Origin of the sequence: Streptomyces viridochromogenes DSM 40736 (genome assembly GCF_000158955.1) — a bacterium.
Classification (GTDB): domain Bacteria; phylum Actinomycetota; class Actinomycetes; order Streptomycetales; family Streptomycetaceae; genus Streptomyces; species Streptomyces venetus.
Map to the genome: position 1 here is coordinate 3,016,415 of NZ_GG657757.1, position 19,878 is coordinate 3,036,292.

Consider the following 19,878-nt stretch of genomic DNA (forward strand, 5'->3'; position numbering starts at 1 on the left):
CGGCCCAGGCCGCCGCGCCGGGCTCCATCGTGCTACGGCGCGTCCACCTCGCACGGCACGTTGAGTGAGAGGAGTGCGGCGGAACCGTCGGGGTTCATGCGCAGTTCGCTGATCGCCGCGTTCCGCAGCCTCGGGAACACCCTGCGGTACTCCCGGACCGGGATCGACAGCAGGGTGCACAGCACGAGGCGCAGCAGGGTGTTGTGGGCGACGACCAGGACGCGTCCGCCGGGATGCTCGGCGGTGATCTCCCGCAGGGCGCGGATCGCCCGGGCCGCCGCGGCCGACGGGTCCTCGGCCCCCGGGAAGGAATGAGCCACCGGGTCGGTGCGGTAGGCCGCGGCCCACTCCGGATCCTCCGTCTCGAACTCGGCGAGCGTACGGCCCTCGACCACGCCGAAGTCGCACTCGCGCAGGTCCGGTTCGAGCCGCGGGGTGAGCCCCAGGGCGCGGCAGGCGGGGTCGGCGGTGGCGACGGCCCGGGACAGCGGGGACGTCCGGATCGCGTCCACGGGGTGGGCGGCGGCCCAGCGGCCGAGGGCCTCGGCCTGGGCGCGGCCGGTGTCGGTGAGATCGATGTCGCTGACGCCGGCGTACCGGTTCTCGGCGTGCCAGACGGTCTGCCCGTGCCGGGCCAGCAGGAGGGTGGTGGTCATGATTCCCCAGTGTCCCTGCGCAGACGGCTCCGCGCGTGTTCCGCCACGGGTCCGGGCAGCCAGCCGCGTTCCCGGAGGGCGTCGACGAGGCGGGCGTACGGCTCCGCGTAGCGGGCTGTGCGGTCGGGGCGGGGTTCGACGACCGTGCGGAGGCGGACCATGCGCTCGGCGACGTCCGCGAGTGCTCCGGCCTCCGACGCCCCGTAGGCGGCCAACGCGGCCATGCCCAGGGCCGGTTCGGTCTGCTCCGGGACGCGGGCCGGGCGGCCCAGGATGTCGGTGCGGAGTTGGTTCCAGTACGGGCTGCGGGCGCCGCCGCCGGTGAAGGTGAGCGGGCCGTCGAGGGGCGCGCCGAGGTGGTGCAGGTAGTCCAGGCACAGGCGTTCCGCGAACCCGACGCCCTGGAGCAGCGCGGCCCACAGGTCGGCGTCGTCCGCGGGTTCACCGAGGACGAGCCGCGTCGCCTCCGGTGCCCGGAACGGGAACCGCTCCCCCGTCGACACCAGCGGGTAGGCGACCGCCCGGGACGGTTCGAAGGCCGCGGCCCGCTCGTCCATCGCGGCGGGGTCGGCGTCCGGGAACCGTGCCGTGAGGGCTCCGGCGCCCACGCTCGACGCCCCGCCGGGCAGCCAGGTGCCGTCCGGGGCACGGTGGTTGTAGACCACGCCGGTGGGGTCCCGGACGGGGTCGCGGGCGGCGCCCTTCAGCACCAGAGTGGTGCCGAGCACCGAGTTCCAGGAGCCGGGGCGCAGCGCGCCCGAGGCGATCTGCGCCGCGCAGCCGTCCGTCATCCCGGCGAACACGGGGGTGCCGGCGGGGACGCCGGTGGCGTCCGCGGCCGCCGCGCACACCTCGCCGAGGCGTGTGCCGGGGCGTACGACGCCCGGCAGGAGGCGGTCGGGGACGCCGAGTTGGGCCAGCGCCGCCTCCGGCCATGCCTCGCTTTGCAGGTCGTAGCCGGTCTTGAGGGCGTGGCTGGAGTCGGCCGGGGGCACCTCGCCGATGAGGCGGCCGATGATCAGGTCGGGCTGGTGGGCGAGGCGCAGGCCGGGGCCGTACTCCCGCAGCAGCCACAGCGCCTTGGGCAGCGCCCAGGTGTCCTGGACCGCGAGCCCCGCCTCCCGGGCCCGGGCCGCCTCCTTCGCCGCGCGTCCGTCGTCGTACATCAGCGCGGGGCTCACCGGCCGTCCCGAACCGTCCGTCAGCAGCACCGTGCCGGATGTGCCGCAGACCGCGAGGCCGCCGATCGGCAGGCCGGGGGGCACGGAGCCGAGGGCCGCCCGGGAGGCCGTGCGCAGCGCCGCCCACCACCGCACCGGGTCCTGCTCGTGCCGCACACCGTCCCGCCGCCCGGACAGCGGGGCCGAGCCGCTGCCCAGAACCGTGCCGTCGGCGGTGACGAGCAGCACGCGGACGCTCTGCGTGCCCAGGTCGACGCCCAGCCAGCCCGCACCCTCGCCCGCACCCTCGTCCACCATCCGGAACCTCCCACGCCGTCGCAGCCGGATCTGTGAACTTCTCACTGTGCCCCGATATTTTCCCGTGCGCGAGGGATTGACGCCCAACTTCAGCCGTTCCACCCTCTGTTAACGAGTCGACTCGACGTGTTAACCAGCCCCCACGTGGAGGTACGGATGGACACGCACGTGCACGACCGCCGGAGGTTCCTCGCGCTCGCCGCCGGGGCTGCCGCGGCGCCCCTGCTGACGGCCTGCGGTGCCGGGTTCGGCGGGGACGACAGCAAGAGCGACGGCTCCGCCGCGGACGACGTCACCGGCTCCTTCGACTGGAAGCGGGAGAAGGGCACCACCGTCAAGGCGCTGCTCAACAAGCACCCGTACACCGACGCCCTCATAGCCGACCTGAAGTCCTTCACCGAGAGGACCGGCATCAAGGTCGAGTACGACGTCTTCCCCGAGGACAACTACTTCGACAAGCTCACCGTGGACCTGTCCAGCGGACGGGCCTCCTACGACGTCTTCATGCTGGGCGCGTACATGGTGTGGCAGTACGGGCCGCCGGGCTGGCTGGAGGACCTCGGCCCCTGGATGCGCAACTCCTCGGCGACGGGCGCCGAGTGGGACCAGGCGGACTTCTTCCCGAACCTGCTCCAGGCCGACCAGTGGTCGCTGAAGGCGGGCGCTCCGCTGGGCCAGGGCGGGCAGTACGCGCTGCCGTGGGGCTGGGAGACCAACGTCGTCGCCTACAACACCGAACTGTTCGTCAGACTCGGCCTGAAACCCGCCGAGTCCTTCGACGAGCTGGCCGAACTCGCCGGCACCATCAAGCGCAAGGCGCCGGGCGCCGGCTACGACGGGATGTACGGGATCGCCGTACGCGGATCGAGGAGCTGGGCCACCATCCACCCGGGCTTCATGACGATGTACGCCCGCAACGGGCTGAAGGACTTCACGGTCGACGGCGGGAAGCTCACCCCCGCCATGAACAGCCCCGAGGCCGTCGCCTTCACCGAGGACTGGGCGCGGATGGTCAAGCGGGGCGGGCCGCCGTCCTGGACGTCGTACACCTGGTACCAGTGCTCCAGCGACCTGGGCGCGAAGAAGGCCGGGATGCTGTTCGACGCCGACACGGCCGCCTACTTCCAGGCGGTGAAGGGCGCCAGCCCCGCCTCGGGGAAGATCGCCTTCCACCCCGGGCCGAAGGGCCCGGACGGCTCGCTCGCCACCAACATGTGGATCTGGTCGCTCGGCATGAACGCCAAGAGCAAGAAGAAGAGCGCCAGTTGGCTGTTCCTGCAGTGGGCGACCGGCAAGGAGCACCTGCGCAAGAGCGCGATCACCCACAACCACATCGACCCGGTGCGCAAGTCGGTGGCGGACGACGCCGCCTACAAGGACAAGATGAAGCATCTGCCGGGCTTCCTGGAGACCTTCGAGACGGTCGTCGACCAGACGAAGATCCAGTTCACTCCGCAGGCGCAGTTCTTCGACGCGACGACCAGCTGGGCGGCGGCCCTCCAGGAGATCTACGGCGGCAAGGGCGCGAAGTCGGTCCTGGACGGGCTGGCGGACGACCTCGCCGGCAAGGTGGGCTAGCCCATGGGGTGGCGGCTCACCCTGCGCCCGTACGTCCTGATCGTCCCCGCCCTGCTCCTGACCTGCGGGATCCTCTACCCGTTCGGGCTCGGGCTGTACTACACGCTGTTCGACTTCTCGGCGAGCAAACCGCAGCCGGACATGGTGCGGTTCGAGAACTACTCGACGGTGTTCACGCAGGAGGCCTTCTGGAACTCGGCGTGGGTGACCGTGCTGTACGCGGTCGGGGCGGCGCTCGTCGAGACCGTGCTCGGCGTGGCCGTCGCCCTGCTGCTGCACCGGCCGACGCTCGTCGGCAGGGTCCTGGAGAAGATCCTGATCCTGCCGCTGATGATCGCCCCCGTGATCGCGGCGATCATCTGGAAGCTGATGCTCCAGCCGTCGGTCGGGGTCGTCAACCACCTGCTGAAACCGTTCGGTCTCGGCGGGGTGCAGTGGACGGACACGCCGACGGGCGCCCTGCTGTCGTCGATCGCCGTGGACGTGTGGGTCTACACGCCGTTCGTGGCGATCCTCGCCCTCGCCGGTCTGCGGTCGCTGCCCACCTCCCCGTTCGAGGCGGCGGCCGTGGACGGCGCGGGGTGGTGGTACACCTTCCGGCGGCTGACCCTGCCGATGCTGTGGCCGTACGTGCTGGTCGCGGTGATCTTCCGGTTCATGGACTCGCTGAAGGTGTTCGACATCATCTACGCCCTGACGGAGGGCGGGCCGGGTGACTCGACGGTGGTGCTGCAGATCCGGGCGTACCTCGAAGCCATCCGCTTCCAGCGGTACTCCTTCGGGATCAGCTACACGATCGTGCTGTGGGCCGTGGTGTACCTGGCCGCGATGGTGCTGGTGAAGCACCTGGGGAAGATCCAGCGGAAGGCCGCGGAGGTCACCACATGAGGAAACGCCTGGCGGGGTGGGTGTGCGACGCCGCCCTCGTCCTCTACTTCGTCTTCGCGCTGTTCCCGATCGCCTGGATGGTGATCCTGTCGCTGAAGCCGACCGACCAGCTCTTCTCCACCTACTTCTCCTTCTCCCCCACCCTGGACGGCTACCGCACGGTCCTCGGCGACAGCGAGGGCATCCCGTTCGTGCGGTTCTTCGTCAACAGCCTGGTGGTGTCGGTGGGGGCGGTCGTGCTGTCCCTGGTGGTGGGGCTGCCGGCGGCGTACGCCTCGGCGCGGTGGCGGTTCAAGGGCTCGGAGAACCTGATGTTCACGCTGCTGTCGTTCCGGTTCGCGCCCGAACTCACCGTGATCATCCCGCTGTTCGTGCTGTACCAGAAGCTCGGCCTGTTCGACACGTACGTCGGCATGGTGTGGGTGCTGCAACTGGTGACGCTGCCGCTCATCGTGTGGATCATGCGGTCCTACTTCGCCGACCTCACACCCGAGCTGGAGCAGGCGGCCCTGCTGGACGGCTACACCCGCAAGCAGGCCTTCTTCCGCGTCGCCCTTCCGCTGGTCAAGCCGGGCATCGCGGCCGTGTCGCTGCTGGCGTTCATCTTCGCCTGGAACAACTTCGTCTTCCCGCTGATCCTCACCTCCAACGAGGCCCAGACGGTGACCGTGGGCGCGTTGTCCTTCCTCGGCGGGGACCGGCCCAAGTACAACCTCACGGCCGCCGCAGCGCTCGTGTCCGTCGTACCGCCGCTGCTGCTCGCGCTGACGATCCAGCGGTATCTGGTGCGTGGCCTGTCGTTCGGGGCGGTGAAGTCATGATCACGCTGAGCGGGATACGGAAGACCTACGGGAAGACCGTCGCGCTCGACGGACTCGAACTGGAGGTGCGGGAAGGCGAGTTCTTCTGTCTGCTGGGCCCGTCGGGAGCCGGCAAGACGACGACGCTCAAGACCGTCGCCGGGCTCGAACAGCCCGACTCCGGCACGGTCCTGCTCGGCGGCGAGGACATGCGGGGCGTGGAGCCGTACGACCGGGGTGTGGCGATGTGCTTCGAGAGCTACGCCCTCTACCCGCACCGCTCCGTCTACGACAACCTCGCCTCACCCCTGCGCTCCCCCCGGTACCGTCTCCCGGCCGCCGAGGCCCGGCAGCGGATCGGCGCGGTCGCCGAACTGCTCGGCATCTCCGCCCTGCTGGACCGGCCCGTGGGCCGGCTGTCCAACGGGCAGCGGCAACGCGTGGCGCTCGGGCGGGTCCTGGTCCGCCCGGCCAAGGCCTTCCTGCTCGACGAGCCGCTCTCCCACCTGGACGCCAAGCTGCGCCAGCAGATGCGGGCCGAACTGAAGGCGATCGGGGAGGTGCGGCACACCACCACCCTGTACGTCACGCACGACTCGGTCGAGGCACTGGCGCTCGGCGACCGGATCGGGGTCGTCCGGGAGGGGCGGATCGTGCAGACGGGCACGCGGGAGGAGATCTGGTACCAGCCCTACGACACCGAGGTCGCCCGGGCCTTCGGGCGGCCCCGGATCAATCTGCTGCCCGGGGTGGTGACGGAGAGCGGGGTGCGGTCGGACGGCGGGGTCGAGCTGCCGGTCCGGTCGCGGGCCACCCCCGGCACGGACGTCCTCGTCGGCCTCCGCCCCCGGGACCTCGCGCTGCGGGGCCCGGGTCACGAGCTGACCGGCACCGTGTACGTCACCGAGGTGCTCGGCCGGTCCGTGGAGGTCACCGTCCGGCTCGGGACCGGGGAGCGGCGGGTGTCGCTCGTGGCCCCCCGGGCGGACGCGGCGCGCCTTCGTCCGGACGATCCGGTACGGCTGGTGGTCCGGCCTGAGAACCTGCTGCTGTTCGAGGCCGACCGGCCGGAGCGACCGGGACGACGGATAGAGACAGAGCGATGAGCAGCAGCAGTGGTGGACAGCAGGGGCCCGCGGCGCGGCAGGCGGCCATGGCCGAGCAGGTGCTGGCCGACGGTTCGGCGACGGCGGCGGAGCTCGCCGAGCGGTTCGGGGTGAGCCTGATGACCATCCACCGGGACCTCGACGAGCTCGAACGGCAGGGCATCGTACGGAAGTTCCGGGGCGGGGTGACCGCGCAGCCGTCGGGGGTCTTCGAGTCGAACGTGCAGTACCGCCTGAAGACCATGCGGGCGGAGAAGGCCGCCGTCGCCGAGCACGCGCTGCGGATGGTGGAGCCCGGCATGGCGATCCTGCTGGACGACTCCACGTCCACGCTGGAGATAGCCAGACGGCTGCGTACGGGCGAGGTCACGCCGCTGACGGTCGTCACCAATTTCCTGGAGGCGATCAACCTGCTGTCCGACCAGCGGGGCATCCACCTGATGGCGCTCGGCGGCGACTACGACCCGCTGCACTCCTCGTTCCTGGGGGTGTCGTGCGTGGAGGCGGTCGAGCAGCTGCGCGTGGACCTGTGCTTCGCGTCGACGTCGGCGGTGCACCGGGGCTACGCCTACCACCAGGAGCAGCACATCGTGTCGGTGAAGCGGGCGATGCTCGATGCGGCCGCCCGGAACGTCCTGCTGATCGACCACACCAAGCTCGGACGGGTCGCCCTGCACCGGGTCGTCCCGCTGTCCCGCTTCGACACGGTCCTCGTGGACGACGGGGCGTCGCCGGAGGAACTGCGGGATCTGGACGAGCACAAGGTCCGTTACGAGGTTTGCGTGAAGAAGGGCGACCATGACGGGAACCGGACTGGAGCTGCGTGACCTCCGTAAGACGTACCGGTCGCGGGGACGGCCTGCGGTCGACGCCGTCCGGGGCATCGACCTGAGCCTGCGCTCAGGCGAGCTGCTCGGGCTGCTCGGGCCGTCCGGCTGCGGCAAGTCGACGACCCTGCGGATGATCGCCGGTCTCGAGTCGGTGACCGGTGGGGACATCCTCGTCGGCGGGGCGTCGGTGGTCGACCGGCCGGCGCAGCAGCGCAACATCGGGGTCGCGTTCGAGAACTACGCGCTGTATCCGCCGCTGTCGGTCGCGGAGAACCTGGCGTTCGGGCTCAAGGCCCGCAAGAAGGCCGCCCGGGGTTCCAGGGACGAGGTCGACCGCAAGGTGAAGGAGATCGCCGAACGGGTCGGTCTCACCGGCTTCCTCGACGCCCGTCCGGCAGGGCTCTCCAGCGGTCAGAAGCAGCGTGTGTCGCTGGCCCGGGCCCTGATCCGCGAGCCGGACGTGCTGCTCCTCGACGAGCCGCTGTCCCATCTGGACGCGGCCCAGCGCGACACCACCCGCCGTGAACTCAAACGCATCCAGAAGGACCTGGGCCACACCACGATCCTGGTCACCCACGACCAGGAGGAGGCCCTCTCCCTCGCCGACCGGATCGCCGTGATGAAGGACGGCGTCATCCAGCAGCTCGGCACCCCCTACGAGATCTACGACAGCCCGGCCAACGTGTTCGTCGCGGACTTCGTCGGCGAACCGGCGATCACCCTGCTGCCCGGCATCGCCACCGGCGACGGCGAGGCCCGTCTCTCCGGCCCGGTGCGGATCGCCCTGCCCGTGCCGGTGGAGGAGGGCCGGGAGGTGGTGGTCGGGATCCGCCCGGAGGACGTCCGGCTCACCGCCGAGGGCGGTCTGCCCGCCCGGGTCGTCGCCCACGAGCCGCTCCTGGAGGCGGGCCTGGCGACCCTCGCCCTGGACGGGGTCGAACGGCATCTGCTCGTCCTCACCGACCCCGAGGTGCGGCTCGCCCACGACGAGCGCGTCCGGGTCGCGGCCGATCCCCAGCACACCCATGTCTTCGACTCCGAGACAGGAGAAGCCCTGCGATGACCTCCGATAACAGCGTGCGAGTCGTGGCCGCCGGTGACCACTTCGTGCTGCCGTCGCTGATCAGCCGGGCGGTGGCGCACGAGGTGGAGCGGGCCGACGTCAGGGAGGTGAAACTCGGCTGGCCCCTGGAGCCGTTCGGGCCGGTCGCCGAGGTGCAGGAGGCCAGTGACGCCGAGGACGAGATGATCGAGGCGCTGGCCGGGGCGCAGGTCCTGGTCACGCAGATGGGGCCGGTGACCGAACGGGTCCTCGCCGCCTGCCCGGACCTGAGGCTGGTCGTGGTCTGCCGGGGCGGACCGGTGAACGTCAACCTGGACGCGGCCAAGAACCGTGACGTGCGGGTGTGCTTCGCGCCGGGCCGCAACGCCGCCGCCACCGCCGAGTTCACCGTCGGCCTGATGCTGTCGGCCCTGCGCCGCATCCCCCAGGCCCACGACCCGCTCGCCCGGCAGGGCAGCTGGGAGGGGGCGACGTACTACACGTACGAGCAGAGCGGTCTGGAGCTGGAGGACCTGCCTGTCGGGCTCGTCGGATACGGGGCCGTCGGCAGCCGGGTCGCCCGGGTGCTGTGCGCGTTCGGGGCGCGGGTGATGGTGTACGACCCGTATGTGCACGGCGAGATCCACGGACTGCGCGTGACCTCGCTGGACGAACTGCTGCGCCGCTCCCAGGTGATCACCCTGCACGCCCGGCTCACCCCCGAGACCCGGGGCCTGATCGGCGCCCGGGAACTGGGGCTGCTGCCGTCCGGCGCGGTGGTGGTGAACGTGGCGCGTGGGCCGCTGCTGGACGAGGACGCGCTGTGCGACGCGCTGGCGAGCGGTCAGGTCTCGGCGGCGGCGCTCGACACGTACGAGCGGGAGCCGCTGCCGGCCGGCTCCCGGCTGCCGGGGCTCTCCGACCGTGTGGTGCTCACCCCCCATCTGGGGGGCGCCTCACGCGCGGTCGCGGAGAAGGCGGCCCGCATCGCCGCCGAAGAGGTGGGCCGCTGGGTGCGCGGCGAGCCGCTCGCGCACTGTCTGACCTGAGGACCGGAGGGAGCCGCATGTACGTCGGTATCGATGTGGGCACGTCCATGGTCAAGGCGGCGGCCTTCGACCCCACGGGCCGTCAACTGGCCGTGGCGTCCCGGCCGGTGGGCCTGTCGCTGCACGGCGGGGTCGTCGAGCAGGACATGGACGAGGTGTACGGGGCGGTCGTCGCCGTGCTCGGGGAGGTCACGGAGCGCGTCCCGGAGGCGGTCGAGCTCGCCGGTCTCACGGGGCAGGGCGACGGGGTGTGGCTGGTCGACGGCGAGGGGCGGCCCGTGCGGCCCGCGGCCTCCTGGATGGACGGCCGGGCGCACGAACTGGTCGACCGGTGGCTGTCGGACGGCACGTTCGAGACGGTGTTCCGGCGCACCGGGAGCGCGATGTTCCCGGGCTGCCCGGGACCGCTGCTGGCCTGGCTGGACAGCAACGAACCGAAGGCCCTGGACGCCGCGAAAGCCGCCCTGTACTGCAAGGACATGGTGTTCCAGCGGCTGACGGGCGCGGGCCCGACGACCGACGTGTCGGACGCCTCGATGCCCTTCCTGGACCCGCGTACCCGGACCTACGACAACCGGGTCGTGGAGTTGCTGGGCCTCACGCACCGGCGCGGTCTGCTCGCCCCGGTCAGCGACCCGCTCGCCACCGCCGAGGCCCTGGGGGAGGGCCTGCCGTCCGGCACCCGGATCGCGAACGGCCCGTACGACCTGCCGGCCTGCGCGCTGGGCGCCGGGGTGACGGCCCCGGGGGACGGCCTGCTGATCCTCGGCACCTGCCTGGCCAGCCTGGTGGCCACGACCGAGCTGGACCTGACCGGCGAACCGGCCGGCCTGTACATCTCCACGGACCGGCCCGGTCACTGGCTGCGCGCCATGCCCGCGATGGTGGGTACGGCGGCCCTGGACTGGGTGCTGTCGACGACGGGGGTGCGGCACGACGAGGTCGACGCCCTGCTCGCGAAGACCCCGCCGGGCGCGAACGGCGTCCGCGTGCTGCCCTACTTCGCGCCCTCCGGGGAACGCGCCCCCTTCGTCGAGCCACGGCTGCGCGCCGAACTCACCGGGGTCTCCCTGGAGTCGACCCGGGGTGACCTGGTCCGCGCCACCTGCGAGGGCATCGGCTACGCCGCCCGGCACTGCCTGGAGGCGGCCGGGCTGACCGGTGCGCTGGCCGTGTGCGGCGGCGGTACCCGAAGCCCCGCCTGGATGCGGCTGCTGGCGGACGTGCTCGGCCGGCCGCTGCGGGTGGTCGAGGGCGAGGTGGGCGCGCGGGGCGCGGTCCTGGCGGCGGCCGAGCGGTACGGGGTGGGCCTGGACGCGGCTCAGTGGACGCGGCCGACGGCGGTCGTCGAGCCGGACCCGGGCCGGGCGGCCCTCTACGCCGAAGGCTACGAGGAGCACCTGGCCCGGCTGACGCAGGCGCGGGCCCGGACACGAGCCTGAACCCCTCCACGCCCTGAAGCTTCGTGAAAGAAGGAGAAAGGGAGTCACATGCAGCTCGGACGGAGATCTCTCCTGCTCGCGGCGGCCGCGGGGACCGCCGGAGCGGCCACGGCCACCCCGGCGGCGGCCGGGCCCCGCACGGGCGGCCCGGTCGTCATCGGCCACCGCGGCGCGGCCGGCTGGCGCCCGGAGCACACGGCGGCCTCGTACACGTACGCCGTGCAGACGGGCGCCGACTGGATCGAACCCGACCTGGTGCCGACGAAGGACCACGTGCTGGTGGTCCGGCACGAGAACGAGATCTCCCAGACGACCGACGTGGCACGGCACCCGGAGTTCGCGGACCGCCGCACGACGAAGACGGTCGACGGCAGGACGGTCACCGGCTGGTTCACGGAGGACTTCACGCTGGCCGAGCTGAAGACCCTGCGGGCGGTGGAGCGGCTGCCCGCGGTCCGCAACCGGAACACCGTCTTCGACGGTCGCGAGGAGGTCATGACGTTCCAGGAGGTGGTGGACCTGGCGCGGCGGCTGTCGCGGACGTACGGCCGGACGGTCGCCGTCTTCCCGGAGACCAAGCACCCCACGTACTTCCGCTCGATCGGCCTGCCGCTGGAGCCGAAGCTCGCGGCCGCGATCCGCCGCAACCGGCTCGGCCGGCGCGAGTGCGTCGTCCAGTCCTTCGAGCCGACCAGTCTGAAGCGTATGGCGGGGCTGGGAGTACCGCTGTGGCAGGCGCTGGGCACGACGGGCGGGCCGTACGACCTGCCCTCGACGGCCTACCGGGACATGATGACGCCGGCGGGTCTGGCGGAGATCGCCGAGTACGCGGAGTGGATCGGCCCGGACAAGTCGTCGGTCGCCGGCGGCTCCCTCGTCGCGGACGCGCATGCGGCGGGGCTGCGGATCGGTCCGTACACCTTCCGGGCGGAGAACCAGTTCCTGCCCGCGGAGTTCCGGCACGGGAGCGGAGCGAACGATTTCGGGGACGCGTTCGCCGAGTACGCGCTGTACTACCGCTGGGGAGTCGACGCCGTGGTGACCGACTTCCCCGACTTGGCGGTGATGGCGAGGAGGGGCTGATGATTCGCAGAGCCTGCCGGACATGCGGCACCATGCAGGACTTCCGGAAGCTCAACGAGGAGGAGCGGGCGGCGGTCCGTGAGGAGCGGAAGGACCCCCGCCACTACGTGGACAACCTCTGGCGCTGCACCGTGCGGGGCTGCCTCTGGTACCAGCCCTATCTGCACACGGACGGCGGCGGCCTCCTGCCGGAGAGGTTCCGGGAGGAGCCCGCCGTCGCCGAGTGAGTCCTAGAGGTTGCTGAAGTCCGGGCCCTTCGTGCGTGTGCGCTTGATCTCGTAGAAGCCGGGGACCGAGGCCACGGCGAGGGTGCCGTCCCAGAGGCGGGCGGCCTCCTCGCCCTGCGGGGCCGGGGTGACGACCGGGCCGAAGAAGGCGAGCTGCTCGCCGTCGGCGCCGGGGACGGCGATGACCGGGGTGCCGACCTCCTGGCCGACCTTGTCGATGCCCTCCTTGTGGGAGGCGCGCAGCTGCGGCTCGTAGGGGGTGGCGTCCCAGTGGTCGAGGAGGGACTCGGGCAGGCCGGCGTCCTTCAGCGCGCCGGCGACGGCCTCCTTCGTCGGGCCCTCGCCCTGGTTGTGGAAGCGGGTGCCGAGCGCGGTGTAGAGGTCACCGAGCACCTCGGCGCCGTGCTCCTCCTGTGCGGCGATGACGACGCGGACCGGGCCCCACGCCTTGGTCTCCAGCAGGTCCCGGTACTCCTCGGGCAGCTGGTCGAGCTTGTCCTCGTTGAGGACGGCGAGGCTCATGACATGCCAGCGGACCTCGATGTCCCTGACCTTCTCCACCTCCAGCACCCAACGGGAGGTCATCCACGCCCAGGGGCACAGCGGGTCGAACCAGAAGTCGACCGGGGTCTTGTCCGACATGTCTCTCCTCATGAGGAAACCGTTTCTCCGGGGAACGCCGCCGCTCGTCCCGCTCATTCCCGGCTCCCCCGCGTCAGGGGCACGTGGCAGGATCGGTGCTGCTCAGCCGTATCCGACGACCGAGGAGTGCTGCCCGTGCCCGGTGAGAATCTGTCCCGCGACGAGGCCCGGGAGCGGGCCGCCCTGATCGGCGTCGACGGGTACGAGGTGTCCCTCGACCTGCGGTCCGCGGTCGGGGAGGACGACACCGACGGGCCCCGCACGTTCCGGTCCGTCACGACCGTCCGGTTCCGCTGCAACGAGCCCGGCGCGAGCAGCTTCGCCGACCTGATCGCGCCGAGTGTGACGTCCATCTCACTCAACGGCCGTGATCTGGACCCCGGAGAGGTCTTCGACGGCTCCCGGATCGCCCTGGAGGACCTGGCCGCCGACAACGAGCTGGTCGTCGACGCCCAGTGCGCCTACTCCCGCACCGGCGAGGGCCTGCACCGCTTCGTCGACCCCGAGGACGGCGAGGTGTACCTGTACACCCAGTACGAGCCGGCCGACTCCCGGCGGGTCTTCGCGGGCTTCGAGCAGCCCGACCTCAAGGCGCCGTACCGCTTCGAGGTGCGGGCCCCGGAGGGCTGGACGGTGTGGAGCAACGGGGCCGGCGAGCGGGCCGACGGGGTGTGGCGGTTCGCCGAGACCAAGCCGATCTCGACGTACATCACCTGTGTGGTGGCGGGTCCGTACCACTACGTGACGGACTCGTACTCCCGCACCTTCGCGGACGGCACGACGCTGGAGATCCCGCTCGGCGCCCTGTGCCGCAAGGGCCTCGCGCCCCACTTCGACGCCGACGACGTGTTCCTGGTGACCAAGCAGGGCCTGGACTTCTTCCACGACCACTTCGACTTCCCGTACCCGTTCGGGAAGTACGACCAGGCGTTCGTGCCCGAGTACAACCTCGGCGCGATGGAGAACCCGGGTCTGGTGACGTTCCGGGAGGAGTTCATCTTCCGCGGGAAGGTGACGCAGGCGTCCTACGAGGGCCGGGCCAACGTCGTGCTGCACGAGATGGCGCACATGTGGTTCGGCGACCTGGTCACCATGGAGTGGTGGGACGACCTGTGGCTGAAGGAGTCGTTCGCGGACTTCATGGGGACGTTCTCGCTGGTCGGCGCCACCCGCTTCAAGAACGGCTGGGTCACCTTCGCCAACCGCCGCAAGGCGTGGGCCTACCGCGCCGACCAGCTGCCCTCCACGCATCCCGTCACGGCGGACATCCGCGACCTGCAGGACGCCAAGCTGAACTTCGACGGCATCACGTACGCCAAGGGCGCGTCGGTGCTGAAGCAACTCGTCGCCTATGTCGGCGAGGACGCGTTCCTGGAGGGCGCCCGGCGTTACTTCAAGCGGCACGCGTACGGCAACACGCGCCTCGGTGACCTGCTGTCGGTGCTGGCGGAGACCAGCGGCCGGGACCTCAGCGGCTGGGCGCGCTCCTGGCTCCAGACGGCCGGCGTGAACGCGCTGACGCCGCAGGTGCTGCTGGGCGCGGACGGCCGCGTCGAGGAGCTGGCCGTCGTGCAGGAGGCCGCCGAGTCGCATCCCGAACTCCGGCCGCACCGGGTCGCGGTGGGTCTGTACCGGGTGACGGAAGCGGGGACGGTCGAGCGGTACGCGCGCACCGAGACGGACGTCGACGGCGCCCGGACGGTCGTGGCGGACCTGGCGGGCGCCGACGCCCCCGACCTGGTCCTGGTCAACGACGACGACCTCACCTACTGCAAGATCCGCTTCGACGAGACCTCGCTGGCGACGCTGAGTGAACACCTGGGCTCGGTCACGGATCCGCTGGCGCGCGCCCTGTGCTGGTCGGCGCTGTGGAACATGACGCGCGACGCGCTGCTCCCGGCGCGGCGGTTCGTGGACCTGGTGCTGCGCTTCGCGGGCCGCGAGTCCGGGATCGGCGTCCTTCAGATGCTGCACGCGTGGGCCGAGTCGGCCCTCACGCACTACGCGGCGGACGACTGGCGGGAGACCGGCGGCCGGTTGCTCGCCGAGGGCGCGCGGCGCGAGCTGTACGCGGCCGAGCCGGGCAGCGAGCACCAGCTGGCCTGGGCGCGTTTCTTCGCCCGGACGGCCACCGCCGAGGCCGACTTCGGGCTGCTGCGGGATCTGCTGACGGGCACCGCGTCGGTCGAGGGGCTCGACCTGGACCAGGAGCTGCGCTGGGTGTTCCTGGAGCCGCTGGCCGCACACGGGGCGGTGGACGAGAAGGCGCTGGCCGAGGAGCTGGCCAGGGACGACACGGCCTCGGGCAAGCGCCACCAGGTGCGCTGCCTGGCGGCCCGCCCGTCGGAGTCGGTCAAGGCCCAGGCCTGGGCGCAGGTCGTGGAGTCGGACGCGCTGTCCAACGCCATGGTCGAGGCGACCATCTCGGGCTTCGTCCAGGGCTCGCAGCGGGAGTTGCTCGCCCCGTACGCGGACAGGTACTTCGCGGCGATCGAGCGGATCTGGTCCACACGGTCGATCCAGATCGGGATGCACGTGGTGCAGGGCCTCTTCCCGTCGCTCCAGCAGTCCCCGGCGACGCTCGACGCCACGGACGCGTGGCTGGAGTCCCACCGCGAGGCCGCCCCGGCTCTGCGCCGCCTGGTGCTGGAGGCCCGGGACGATCTGGCGCGCGCCCTGCGGGGCCAGGCGTGCGACGCGACGGCGAACTGACAGCTCTGGCCAAGGATCTGAGGCTCCGTCACCGTTACTGAATTCAGGCAATCACAGCCGTAACCCCTGGCCCGCACCCGGATGGACCAGGGGTTTTCGGCACCCGAACATGCGTCCTTTAGCGCGCGCTTGTCCGCATTTGTCGACGGGCGTGTAACAGCGGTTAAAGAAGGGATCGGGCGCGGGAAATTCCGGGTCATGAACCACAACACCCCGCTCTCCCCCCGCCCGCTGCACGACCTGTCCGGCCACGGCCGGCCCCGGGTGATGACGGTCACGCAGCTCCACGCACACGGCGTCCCGACGGCCCGGACGAACGAGCAGTGCCGCGCCGGCGGACCCTGGCAGTTGTTCCTCCCGGGCGTCGTCCTGCTCCACCCGGGGCCGCCGACCAGCGAGGAGCGGCTGCACGCGGTGCTGATGTACGCGGCGCGGGAGCGCGGCACCGGGGTCCCCACCCAGCCCGGGGCGGGCGAGTCACCCGCCCCCGCCTACCCGGACGCGATGATCACGGGCCTGGCCGCGCTGACGCTGCACGGCTTCTCCTCCACTCCCCCGCTGCCGTCCCTGGACGCGATCGACGTCCTGGTCCCGCGCATGCGCCGGCTCCGCTCGGCCGGCTGCGCACGCGTCGTCCGAGGCACCGCACTGCCCGCCCCCGAGCAGGTCACGGGCCTGCCGGTGGCGCCGGTCGCCCGCGCGCTGGCCGACGCGGTGGCGGAACTCCAGGACGCCGGTGTCGTGCGCCGGCTGATGACGGAGGCGGTGCGCGGCGCCCACTGCGAGGCGGCCGCGGTCGTACGGGAACTGAACCAGGCGCGGCTGCTGAGCCGCCCGCACGTGGTGGACGCGGTGGAGTCCTTGCTGGCCGAGGGCCGGGCCCGCGCGGAGGACCGCCTGTACCGCATGGTCCGGGAGTACGACCTGCCCGACCCGCTGTGGAACGTGGACCTGCGCCTGCCCGGCGGGCCCTACCTCGGTGGACTGGACGCCTACTGGCCCGAGCAGGCGGTGGCACTGGAACTGGACACACGGGCACCCCGCCAGGCCGACGACACCGTCTGGTCCGAGTACACCCGCAAGCGCGAGCACCTGGAGCGCCTCGGCATCACGGTCGTCCACATCACGCCCAGGAAGCTCCGCGACTACATGGAACAGCAGGCCACGGTGATCCGCACAGCCCTGATGGCATCGTCCGACCGCGACCCCGCCGCGCATGTCGTGGCACTGCCCCGGTAGTGACGGACCGGGGCGCGACGAGAAGGGGAGAGGCGGGACCACCGGGGATGCCGGTGGCCCCGCCTCGTGTCATGGGGGCGCTACTTGCCGCAGAACTCCGCCTCGACGATCGCGTCGCTGTCCCCCGTCCAGTCGCCGTTGAAGTTGAGGGCGAGGGAGTGGCGGCCGTCGGCGGTGGTGAGGGCCTTGGAGTGGGAGCCGTGGATGTCGCCGCCGTGGCCCCAGACGGTGGTGCCGCAGCTCAGTTCGTAGGACCGCAGACCCAGGCCGTAGGCCTCGTTCTCCTTCGTCGGGACGGTGGTCCTCATCTCCTTCAGCTGCTCGGGAGGGAGCAGCCGGCCCCGCAGCAGGGCGCTGTAGAAGCGGTTGAGGTCCGCCGAGTCGGAGATCATCTCGCCGGAGGCGCCGGCGATGGACGGGTTGAGTTCCGTGACGTCGTACGTCGGGCCCGTCGCCGTCCTGGCCAGCTTGGAGTAGGCACGGCTGCTGGGGCGGGGCAGGGTGGCCCGCGTCCCGGGGACCGAGGTCTCCTCCAGGTGCAGGGGGTTGATGATGCGGCGCCGGATCTCGTCGCCGTACGGGTGGCCCGTGACCTTCTCGATCAGCATCCCGGCCAGGACGTAGTTGGTGTTCGAGTAGTTCCAGGAGGTGCCCGGCTCGAAGTCCGGCTCGTGGGACATGGCGATGCCGAGGATCCGCTCGGGTGTCACCGTGTCGTAGCGGACCCGGTAGAAGCCGTCTTCCGTGAAGTAGGCGCGCTGGACGTCCTCGTCCGCCGTGACGTCGAAGATGCCGCTGGTGTGGTTGAGGAGCTGACGGAGGGTGATGCGGCTGCCGTCGTGGCCGTTGCCGTGCACCACGCCCGGCAGCCACTTCTCCACCGTGTCGTCGAGCGACAGCCGTCCCTCCGCCTCCAGTTGCAGGACGACGGTGGCGACGAACGTCTTGGTGATGCTGGCGACGCGGTAGTGGTCACGCGTCGAGCGCGGCTTGCCCGTTTCCAGGTTGCCGACGCCGGCCGTGGCCGCCCACGTCCCGTGTCCCCGCTGGACCCGCGCGACCACGCCGGGCACGCCGCCTACGACCGCGGCCCGCACCGCCTGCCGGGTCCCGTCATGGCCGCCGGAGGTATGGGCAGGGGCCGCCGCCAGGGCCGGGCCCGCCAGGGCCGCCGACAGTGCCACCGCGGTCGCCGCCGTCAGGATCGTGCGTCCGTGTCTCTTCATGTCCCCGTTTCCCCCAGTCACCTGTCCCAAGGAGCTGTGTCGCGGGGAGGGACCTCGACCGCACGGCCGGGGGTTGATCGCCCCCGGCCGGTTGAGCCGGATTCAGCCCTTCTTCAGGACCAGCTCGGTGTTGCGGTCCTTCGGGTCGCCGCCGAGGTTCGCCTTCGCGCCGGGGGCGTTGAGGGACAGCTCGCGGTAGAGGGCCGCGAGGCCGGTCTGGGAGAGGTCGGAGAAGTCCGTGCGGTGCGGGGCGGAGGACTCCACGAGGGTGGTGAACAGGGAGATCGTGCCGTCCTTGTTGTCGGTCAGCTCGATGATCCGGGCGAGCTGGGGGTAGTCGACGTGGGACGCCGTGGAGATCTCCCAGAAGGAGCCGCCGCTCGACGTGGAGTGCGGGGTGATGACGTTCTTGTGGATGTGGCCGTTCACCCAGGCGAGCACGTTGCGGTGGCCGCCGAGCAGGGCGAGGACCTCCTGGCCGGTGTGGCGGCGCTCGCCCGGGCGGGCCGGGTCGCGGCGGGTGTTCGTCATCGTCTTGCTGGTGTGATGGCTGAAGATCACCGCGTGGGAGTCCTTGTTCTCCTTCAGGGTCCGCTCCAGCCACTTCAACTGGGCCGTGCCGATGGACCCCTCGTAGTGGCCGCCCGCGTCGGTGGTGTCGAGGCTGATGCCGATGACGTCGTCGGAGATGCGGAAGGCGTAGTACTGGGTGCCCGCGTCGAGGTTCGCGGAGGAGTAGCCGTGGCCGGCCGGGCCGACGCCCTGGTAGGCCGGGTTCAGGTGCGCCCTGAGGTACTCGGCGGGGGTGAAGGGGGCGCGGCTCTCGTCGGGGGTGACCGAACGCATCGCGCGGGCGTGGGACTTGAGGAAGTCGTGGTAGCTGACGCCCTTGGGGTCGCCGGCGTTCTTGATGAGGGTCAGCAGCCGCTGCGCCTCGGCCGCGGAGACGTTCATCAGTTTCTTGCCGCCGACGGCGAGTTCGGTGAGGTAGGAGTCGCCGTGCGAGGCGTAGCAGCCCATCGGCAGGGAGTCGTGGTTGCCGACCGTGGAGTACCAGGGCAGGTTGAGGCCGGGGCTGCGGACCTCGCGGACGGCGGCCTTGAGGAAGCCGTCGAGGTGCGGGAAGCCGACCTGCTTGTCGCTGTCGCGGAGGGCGGCGTCGGGCTGCCAGTACTGCTTGAGGCCGCTGTTCTGGACGCCCTCGTACTGGCGCGGGTCCCCGGTGTTGGGGGTGATGCGCCCGCCGCTCATGATCTTCAGGAACCACTCCAGCTCGGACTTGGCGTTGTTGTCCGTGTTGTCGCCGGTGGTCATGGCGAAGTGCAGCGGAGAACCGGTGACGGGGGCGCCCCGGAGGGCGTTGATCCGCTCCACCAGCGCGATGGCGCCCTGCACGGTGAGGGCCTCGTGCGGCCGCCAGGCGTGTATGTCGGCCGAGCGGAGGTACTCCAGACGCAGCGGGTGCTGGGCGTCGATGATGTGGAGGTCGGTGAGTTGCACGAACGCGGCGAGGGCGGTACGGCGTCCGGTGCGGCCGGACTTGGGCGCGGCCAGGTCGGAGCGTACGACCCGCTGCCAGCCGGGTCCGTCGCCCAGGCGCCGGTAGCCGGAGCCGCTGCGCGGGGTGGCGACCGAGGCCACGGTCGTGCCCTTGGTGTAGGGGGCCAGGGGCGCGGCGGGCGCTTGGCGCGAGGAGGCGGCGACGGCCTCGGTGGCCTCCTTGGTCGTCGTGGCGGCCTGGCTGTCGCTGGGCCGCAGGGCGTAGCCGACGCCCGCGGAGAGGGCGACCGCTCCGGAGGCGGCGAGGACGGAACGACGGTGGATGCCCTGGCCGGAGCCGGCGACTGAGCGTGTGCGCGACATGCGCTTTCTCTCCCCGA

17 protein-coding genes are annotated in these 19,878 nt (G+C 71.5%); 12 read left to right on the forward strand and 5 right to left on the reverse strand.

The window, feature by feature from the left end:
- Positions 1–32 precede the first annotated feature (32 nt).
- Positions 33–656, reverse strand: coding sequence for a histidine phosphatase family protein (locus tag SSQG_RS13175; RefSeq protein ID WP_039932581.1), 624 nt, complete (start codon positions 654–656; stop codon positions 33–35).
- Entirely contained in the window at positions 653–2,134 is a 1,482-nt protein-coding gene (locus SSQG_RS13180; protein ID WP_039932584.1) for an FGGY-family carbohydrate kinase, read from the reverse strand. Before SSQG_RS13180 ends, SSQG_RS13175 begins: the two co-directional genes overlap by 4 nt.
- Positions 2,135–2,290: 156 nt before the next feature.
- Here SSQG_RS13180 and SSQG_RS13185 point away from each other — a divergent pair, with 156 nt between their 5' ends.
- Genes SSQG_RS13185 through SSQG_RS13230 form a run of 10 tightly spaced genes read left to right on the forward strand, consistent with a single transcriptional unit; the run spans position 2,291 to position 12,179 of the window.
- Positions 2,291–3,712, forward strand: a complete 1,422-nt coding sequence (locus tag SSQG_RS13185) for an ABC transporter substrate-binding protein (RefSeq protein ID WP_039932587.1) — start codon at positions 2,291–2,293, stop codon at positions 3,710–3,712.
- Positions 3,713–3,715: 3 nt separating this feature from the next.
- Positions 3,716–4,600, forward strand: a complete 885-nt coding sequence (locus tag SSQG_RS13190) for a carbohydrate ABC transporter permease (RefSeq protein WP_003990261.1) — start codon at positions 3,716–3,718, stop codon at positions 4,598–4,600.
- Positions 4,597–5,421, forward strand: a complete 825-nt coding sequence (locus SSQG_RS13195; RefSeq protein WP_039932590.1) for a carbohydrate ABC transporter permease — start codon at positions 4,597–4,599, stop codon at positions 5,419–5,421. Before SSQG_RS13190 ends, SSQG_RS13195 begins: the two co-directional genes overlap by 4 nt.
- Positions 5,418–6,506: an ABC transporter ATP-binding protein gene (locus SSQG_RS13200; RefSeq protein WP_003990263.1), complete on the forward strand. Its 1,089-nt coding sequence runs from the start codon at positions 5,418–5,420 to the stop codon at positions 6,504–6,506. The genes SSQG_RS13195 and SSQG_RS13200 overlap by 4 nt, the downstream gene beginning before the upstream one ends.
- On the forward strand, positions 6,503–7,333 hold the full coding sequence (locus tag SSQG_RS13205) for a DeoR/GlpR family DNA-binding transcription regulator (RefSeq protein ID WP_003990264.1): 831 nt from the start codon (positions 6,503–6,505) through the stop codon (positions 7,331–7,333). Before SSQG_RS13200 ends, SSQG_RS13205 begins: the two co-directional genes overlap by 4 nt.
- The gene (locus tag SSQG_RS13210; protein WP_003990265.1) at positions 7,305–8,399 is read left to right on the forward strand and encodes an ABC transporter ATP-binding protein; all 1,095 of its coding nucleotides are present in this window, start codon (positions 7,305–7,307) and stop codon (positions 8,397–8,399) included. Before SSQG_RS13205 ends, SSQG_RS13210 begins: the two co-directional genes overlap by 29 nt.
- Positions 8,396–9,427, forward strand: coding sequence for a 2-hydroxyacid dehydrogenase (locus tag SSQG_RS13215; protein WP_003990266.1), 1,032 nt, complete (start codon positions 8,396–8,398; stop codon positions 9,425–9,427). The genes SSQG_RS13210 and SSQG_RS13215 overlap by 4 nt, the downstream gene beginning before the upstream one ends.
- Before the next feature lie 17 nt (positions 9,428–9,444).
- Positions 9,445–10,869 carry an FGGY-family carbohydrate kinase gene (locus SSQG_RS13220; RefSeq protein WP_039932593.1) on the forward strand — a complete coding sequence of 475 codons (1,425 nt, stop codon included), beginning with the start codon at positions 9,445–9,447 and terminating at the stop codon, positions 10,867–10,869.
- 48 nt (positions 10,870–10,917) lie between these two features.
- On the forward strand, positions 10,918–11,952 hold the full coding sequence (locus SSQG_RS13225; RefSeq protein WP_003990268.1) for a glycerophosphodiester phosphodiesterase family protein: 1,035 nt from the start codon (positions 10,918–10,920) through the stop codon (positions 11,950–11,952).
- The gene (locus SSQG_RS13230) at positions 11,952–12,179 is read left to right on the forward strand and encodes a hypothetical protein (protein WP_003990269.1); all 228 of its coding nucleotides are present in this window, start codon (positions 11,952–11,954) and stop codon (positions 12,177–12,179) included. The genes SSQG_RS13225 and SSQG_RS13230 overlap by 1 nt, the downstream gene beginning before the upstream one ends.
- A 3-nt stretch (positions 12,180–12,182) precedes the next feature.
- Here the strand turns inward: SSQG_RS13230 and SSQG_RS13235 are convergent, their stop codons facing one another.
- The gene (locus SSQG_RS13235; RefSeq protein WP_003990270.1) at positions 12,183–12,821 is read right to left on the reverse strand and encodes a DsbA family protein; all 639 of its coding nucleotides are present in this window, start codon (positions 12,819–12,821) and stop codon (positions 12,183–12,185) included.
- A 135-nt stretch (positions 12,822–12,956) separates the two neighbouring features.
- Between SSQG_RS13235 and pepN the strand changes: the two genes are divergently transcribed.
- Positions 12,957–15,533, forward strand: coding sequence for an aminopeptidase N (gene pepN, locus SSQG_RS13240; RefSeq protein WP_039932594.1), 2,577 nt, complete (start codon positions 12,957–12,959; stop codon positions 15,531–15,533).
- A 198-nt stretch (positions 15,534–15,731) separates the two neighbouring features.
- Positions 15,732–16,772, forward strand: a complete 1,041-nt coding sequence (locus SSQG_RS13245; protein ID WP_003990272.1) for a hypothetical protein — start codon at positions 15,732–15,734, stop codon at positions 16,770–16,772.
- 80 nt (positions 16,773–16,852) lie between these two features.
- On the opposite strand, the gene SSQG_RS13250 is transcribed toward SSQG_RS13245, so the two are convergent.
- Positions 16,853–17,998: a serine hydrolase domain-containing protein gene (locus SSQG_RS13250; RefSeq protein ID WP_039932595.1), complete on the reverse strand. Its 1,146-nt coding sequence runs from the start codon at positions 17,996–17,998 to the stop codon at positions 16,853–16,855.
- A 102-nt stretch (positions 17,999–18,100) separates the two neighbouring features.
- Positions 18,101–19,861, reverse strand: coding sequence for a TIGR03767 family metallophosphoesterase (locus tag SSQG_RS13255; protein WP_003990274.1), 1,761 nt, complete (start codon positions 19,859–19,861; stop codon positions 18,101–18,103).
- Between the last annotated feature and the right edge of the window lie 17 nt (positions 19,862–19,878).

Bases quoted from the DNA above. Each gene is read 5' to 3' on its own strand.
- SSQG_RS13175 (WP_039932581.1), bottom strand. From the start codon at position 656: ATGACCACCACCCTCCTGCTGGCCCGGCACGGGCAGACCGTCTGGCAC.
- SSQG_RS13180 (WP_039932584.1), bottom strand. From the start codon at position 2,134: ATGGTGGACGAGGGTGCGGGCGAGGGTGCGGGCTGGCTGGGCGTCGAC.
- SSQG_RS13185 (WP_039932587.1), top strand. From the start codon at position 2,291: ATGGACACGCACGTGCACGACCGCCGGAGGTTCCTCGCGCTCGCCGCC.
- SSQG_RS13190 (WP_003990261.1), top strand. From the start codon at position 3,716: ATGGGGTGGCGGCTCACCCTGCGCCCGTACGTCCTGATCGTCCCCGCC.
- SSQG_RS13195 (WP_039932590.1), top strand. From the start codon at position 4,597: ATGAGGAAACGCCTGGCGGGGTGGGTGTGCGACGCCGCCCTCGTCCTC.
- SSQG_RS13200 (WP_003990263.1), top strand. From the start codon at position 5,418: ATGATCACGCTGAGCGGGATACGGAAGACCTACGGGAAGACCGTCGCG.
- SSQG_RS13205 (WP_003990264.1), top strand. From the start codon at position 6,503: ATGAGCAGCAGCAGTGGTGGACAGCAGGGGCCCGCGGCGCGGCAGGCG.
- SSQG_RS13210 (WP_003990265.1), top strand. From the start codon at position 7,305: ATGACGGGAACCGGACTGGAGCTGCGTGACCTCCGTAAGACGTACCGG.
- SSQG_RS13215 (WP_003990266.1), top strand. From the start codon at position 8,396: ATGACCTCCGATAACAGCGTGCGAGTCGTGGCCGCCGGTGACCACTTC.
- SSQG_RS13220 (WP_039932593.1), top strand. From the start codon at position 9,445: ATGTACGTCGGTATCGATGTGGGCACGTCCATGGTCAAGGCGGCGGCC.
- SSQG_RS13225 (WP_003990268.1), top strand. From the start codon at position 10,918: ATGCAGCTCGGACGGAGATCTCTCCTGCTCGCGGCGGCCGCGGGGACC.
- SSQG_RS13230 (WP_003990269.1), top strand. From the start codon at position 11,952: ATGATTCGCAGAGCCTGCCGGACATGCGGCACCATGCAGGACTTCCGG.
- SSQG_RS13235 (WP_003990270.1), bottom strand. From the start codon at position 12,821: ATGTCGGACAAGACCCCGGTCGACTTCTGGTTCGACCCGCTGTGCCCC.
- SSQG_RS13245 (WP_003990272.1), top strand. From the start codon at position 15,732: ATGAACCACAACACCCCGCTCTCCCCCCGCCCGCTGCACGACCTGTCC.
- SSQG_RS13250 (WP_039932595.1), bottom strand. From the start codon at position 17,998: ATGAAGAGACACGGACGCACGATCCTGACGGCGGCGACCGCGGTGGCA.
- SSQG_RS13255 (WP_003990274.1), bottom strand. From the start codon at position 19,861: ATGTCGCGCACACGCTCAGTCGCCGGCTCCGGCCAGGGCATCCACCGT.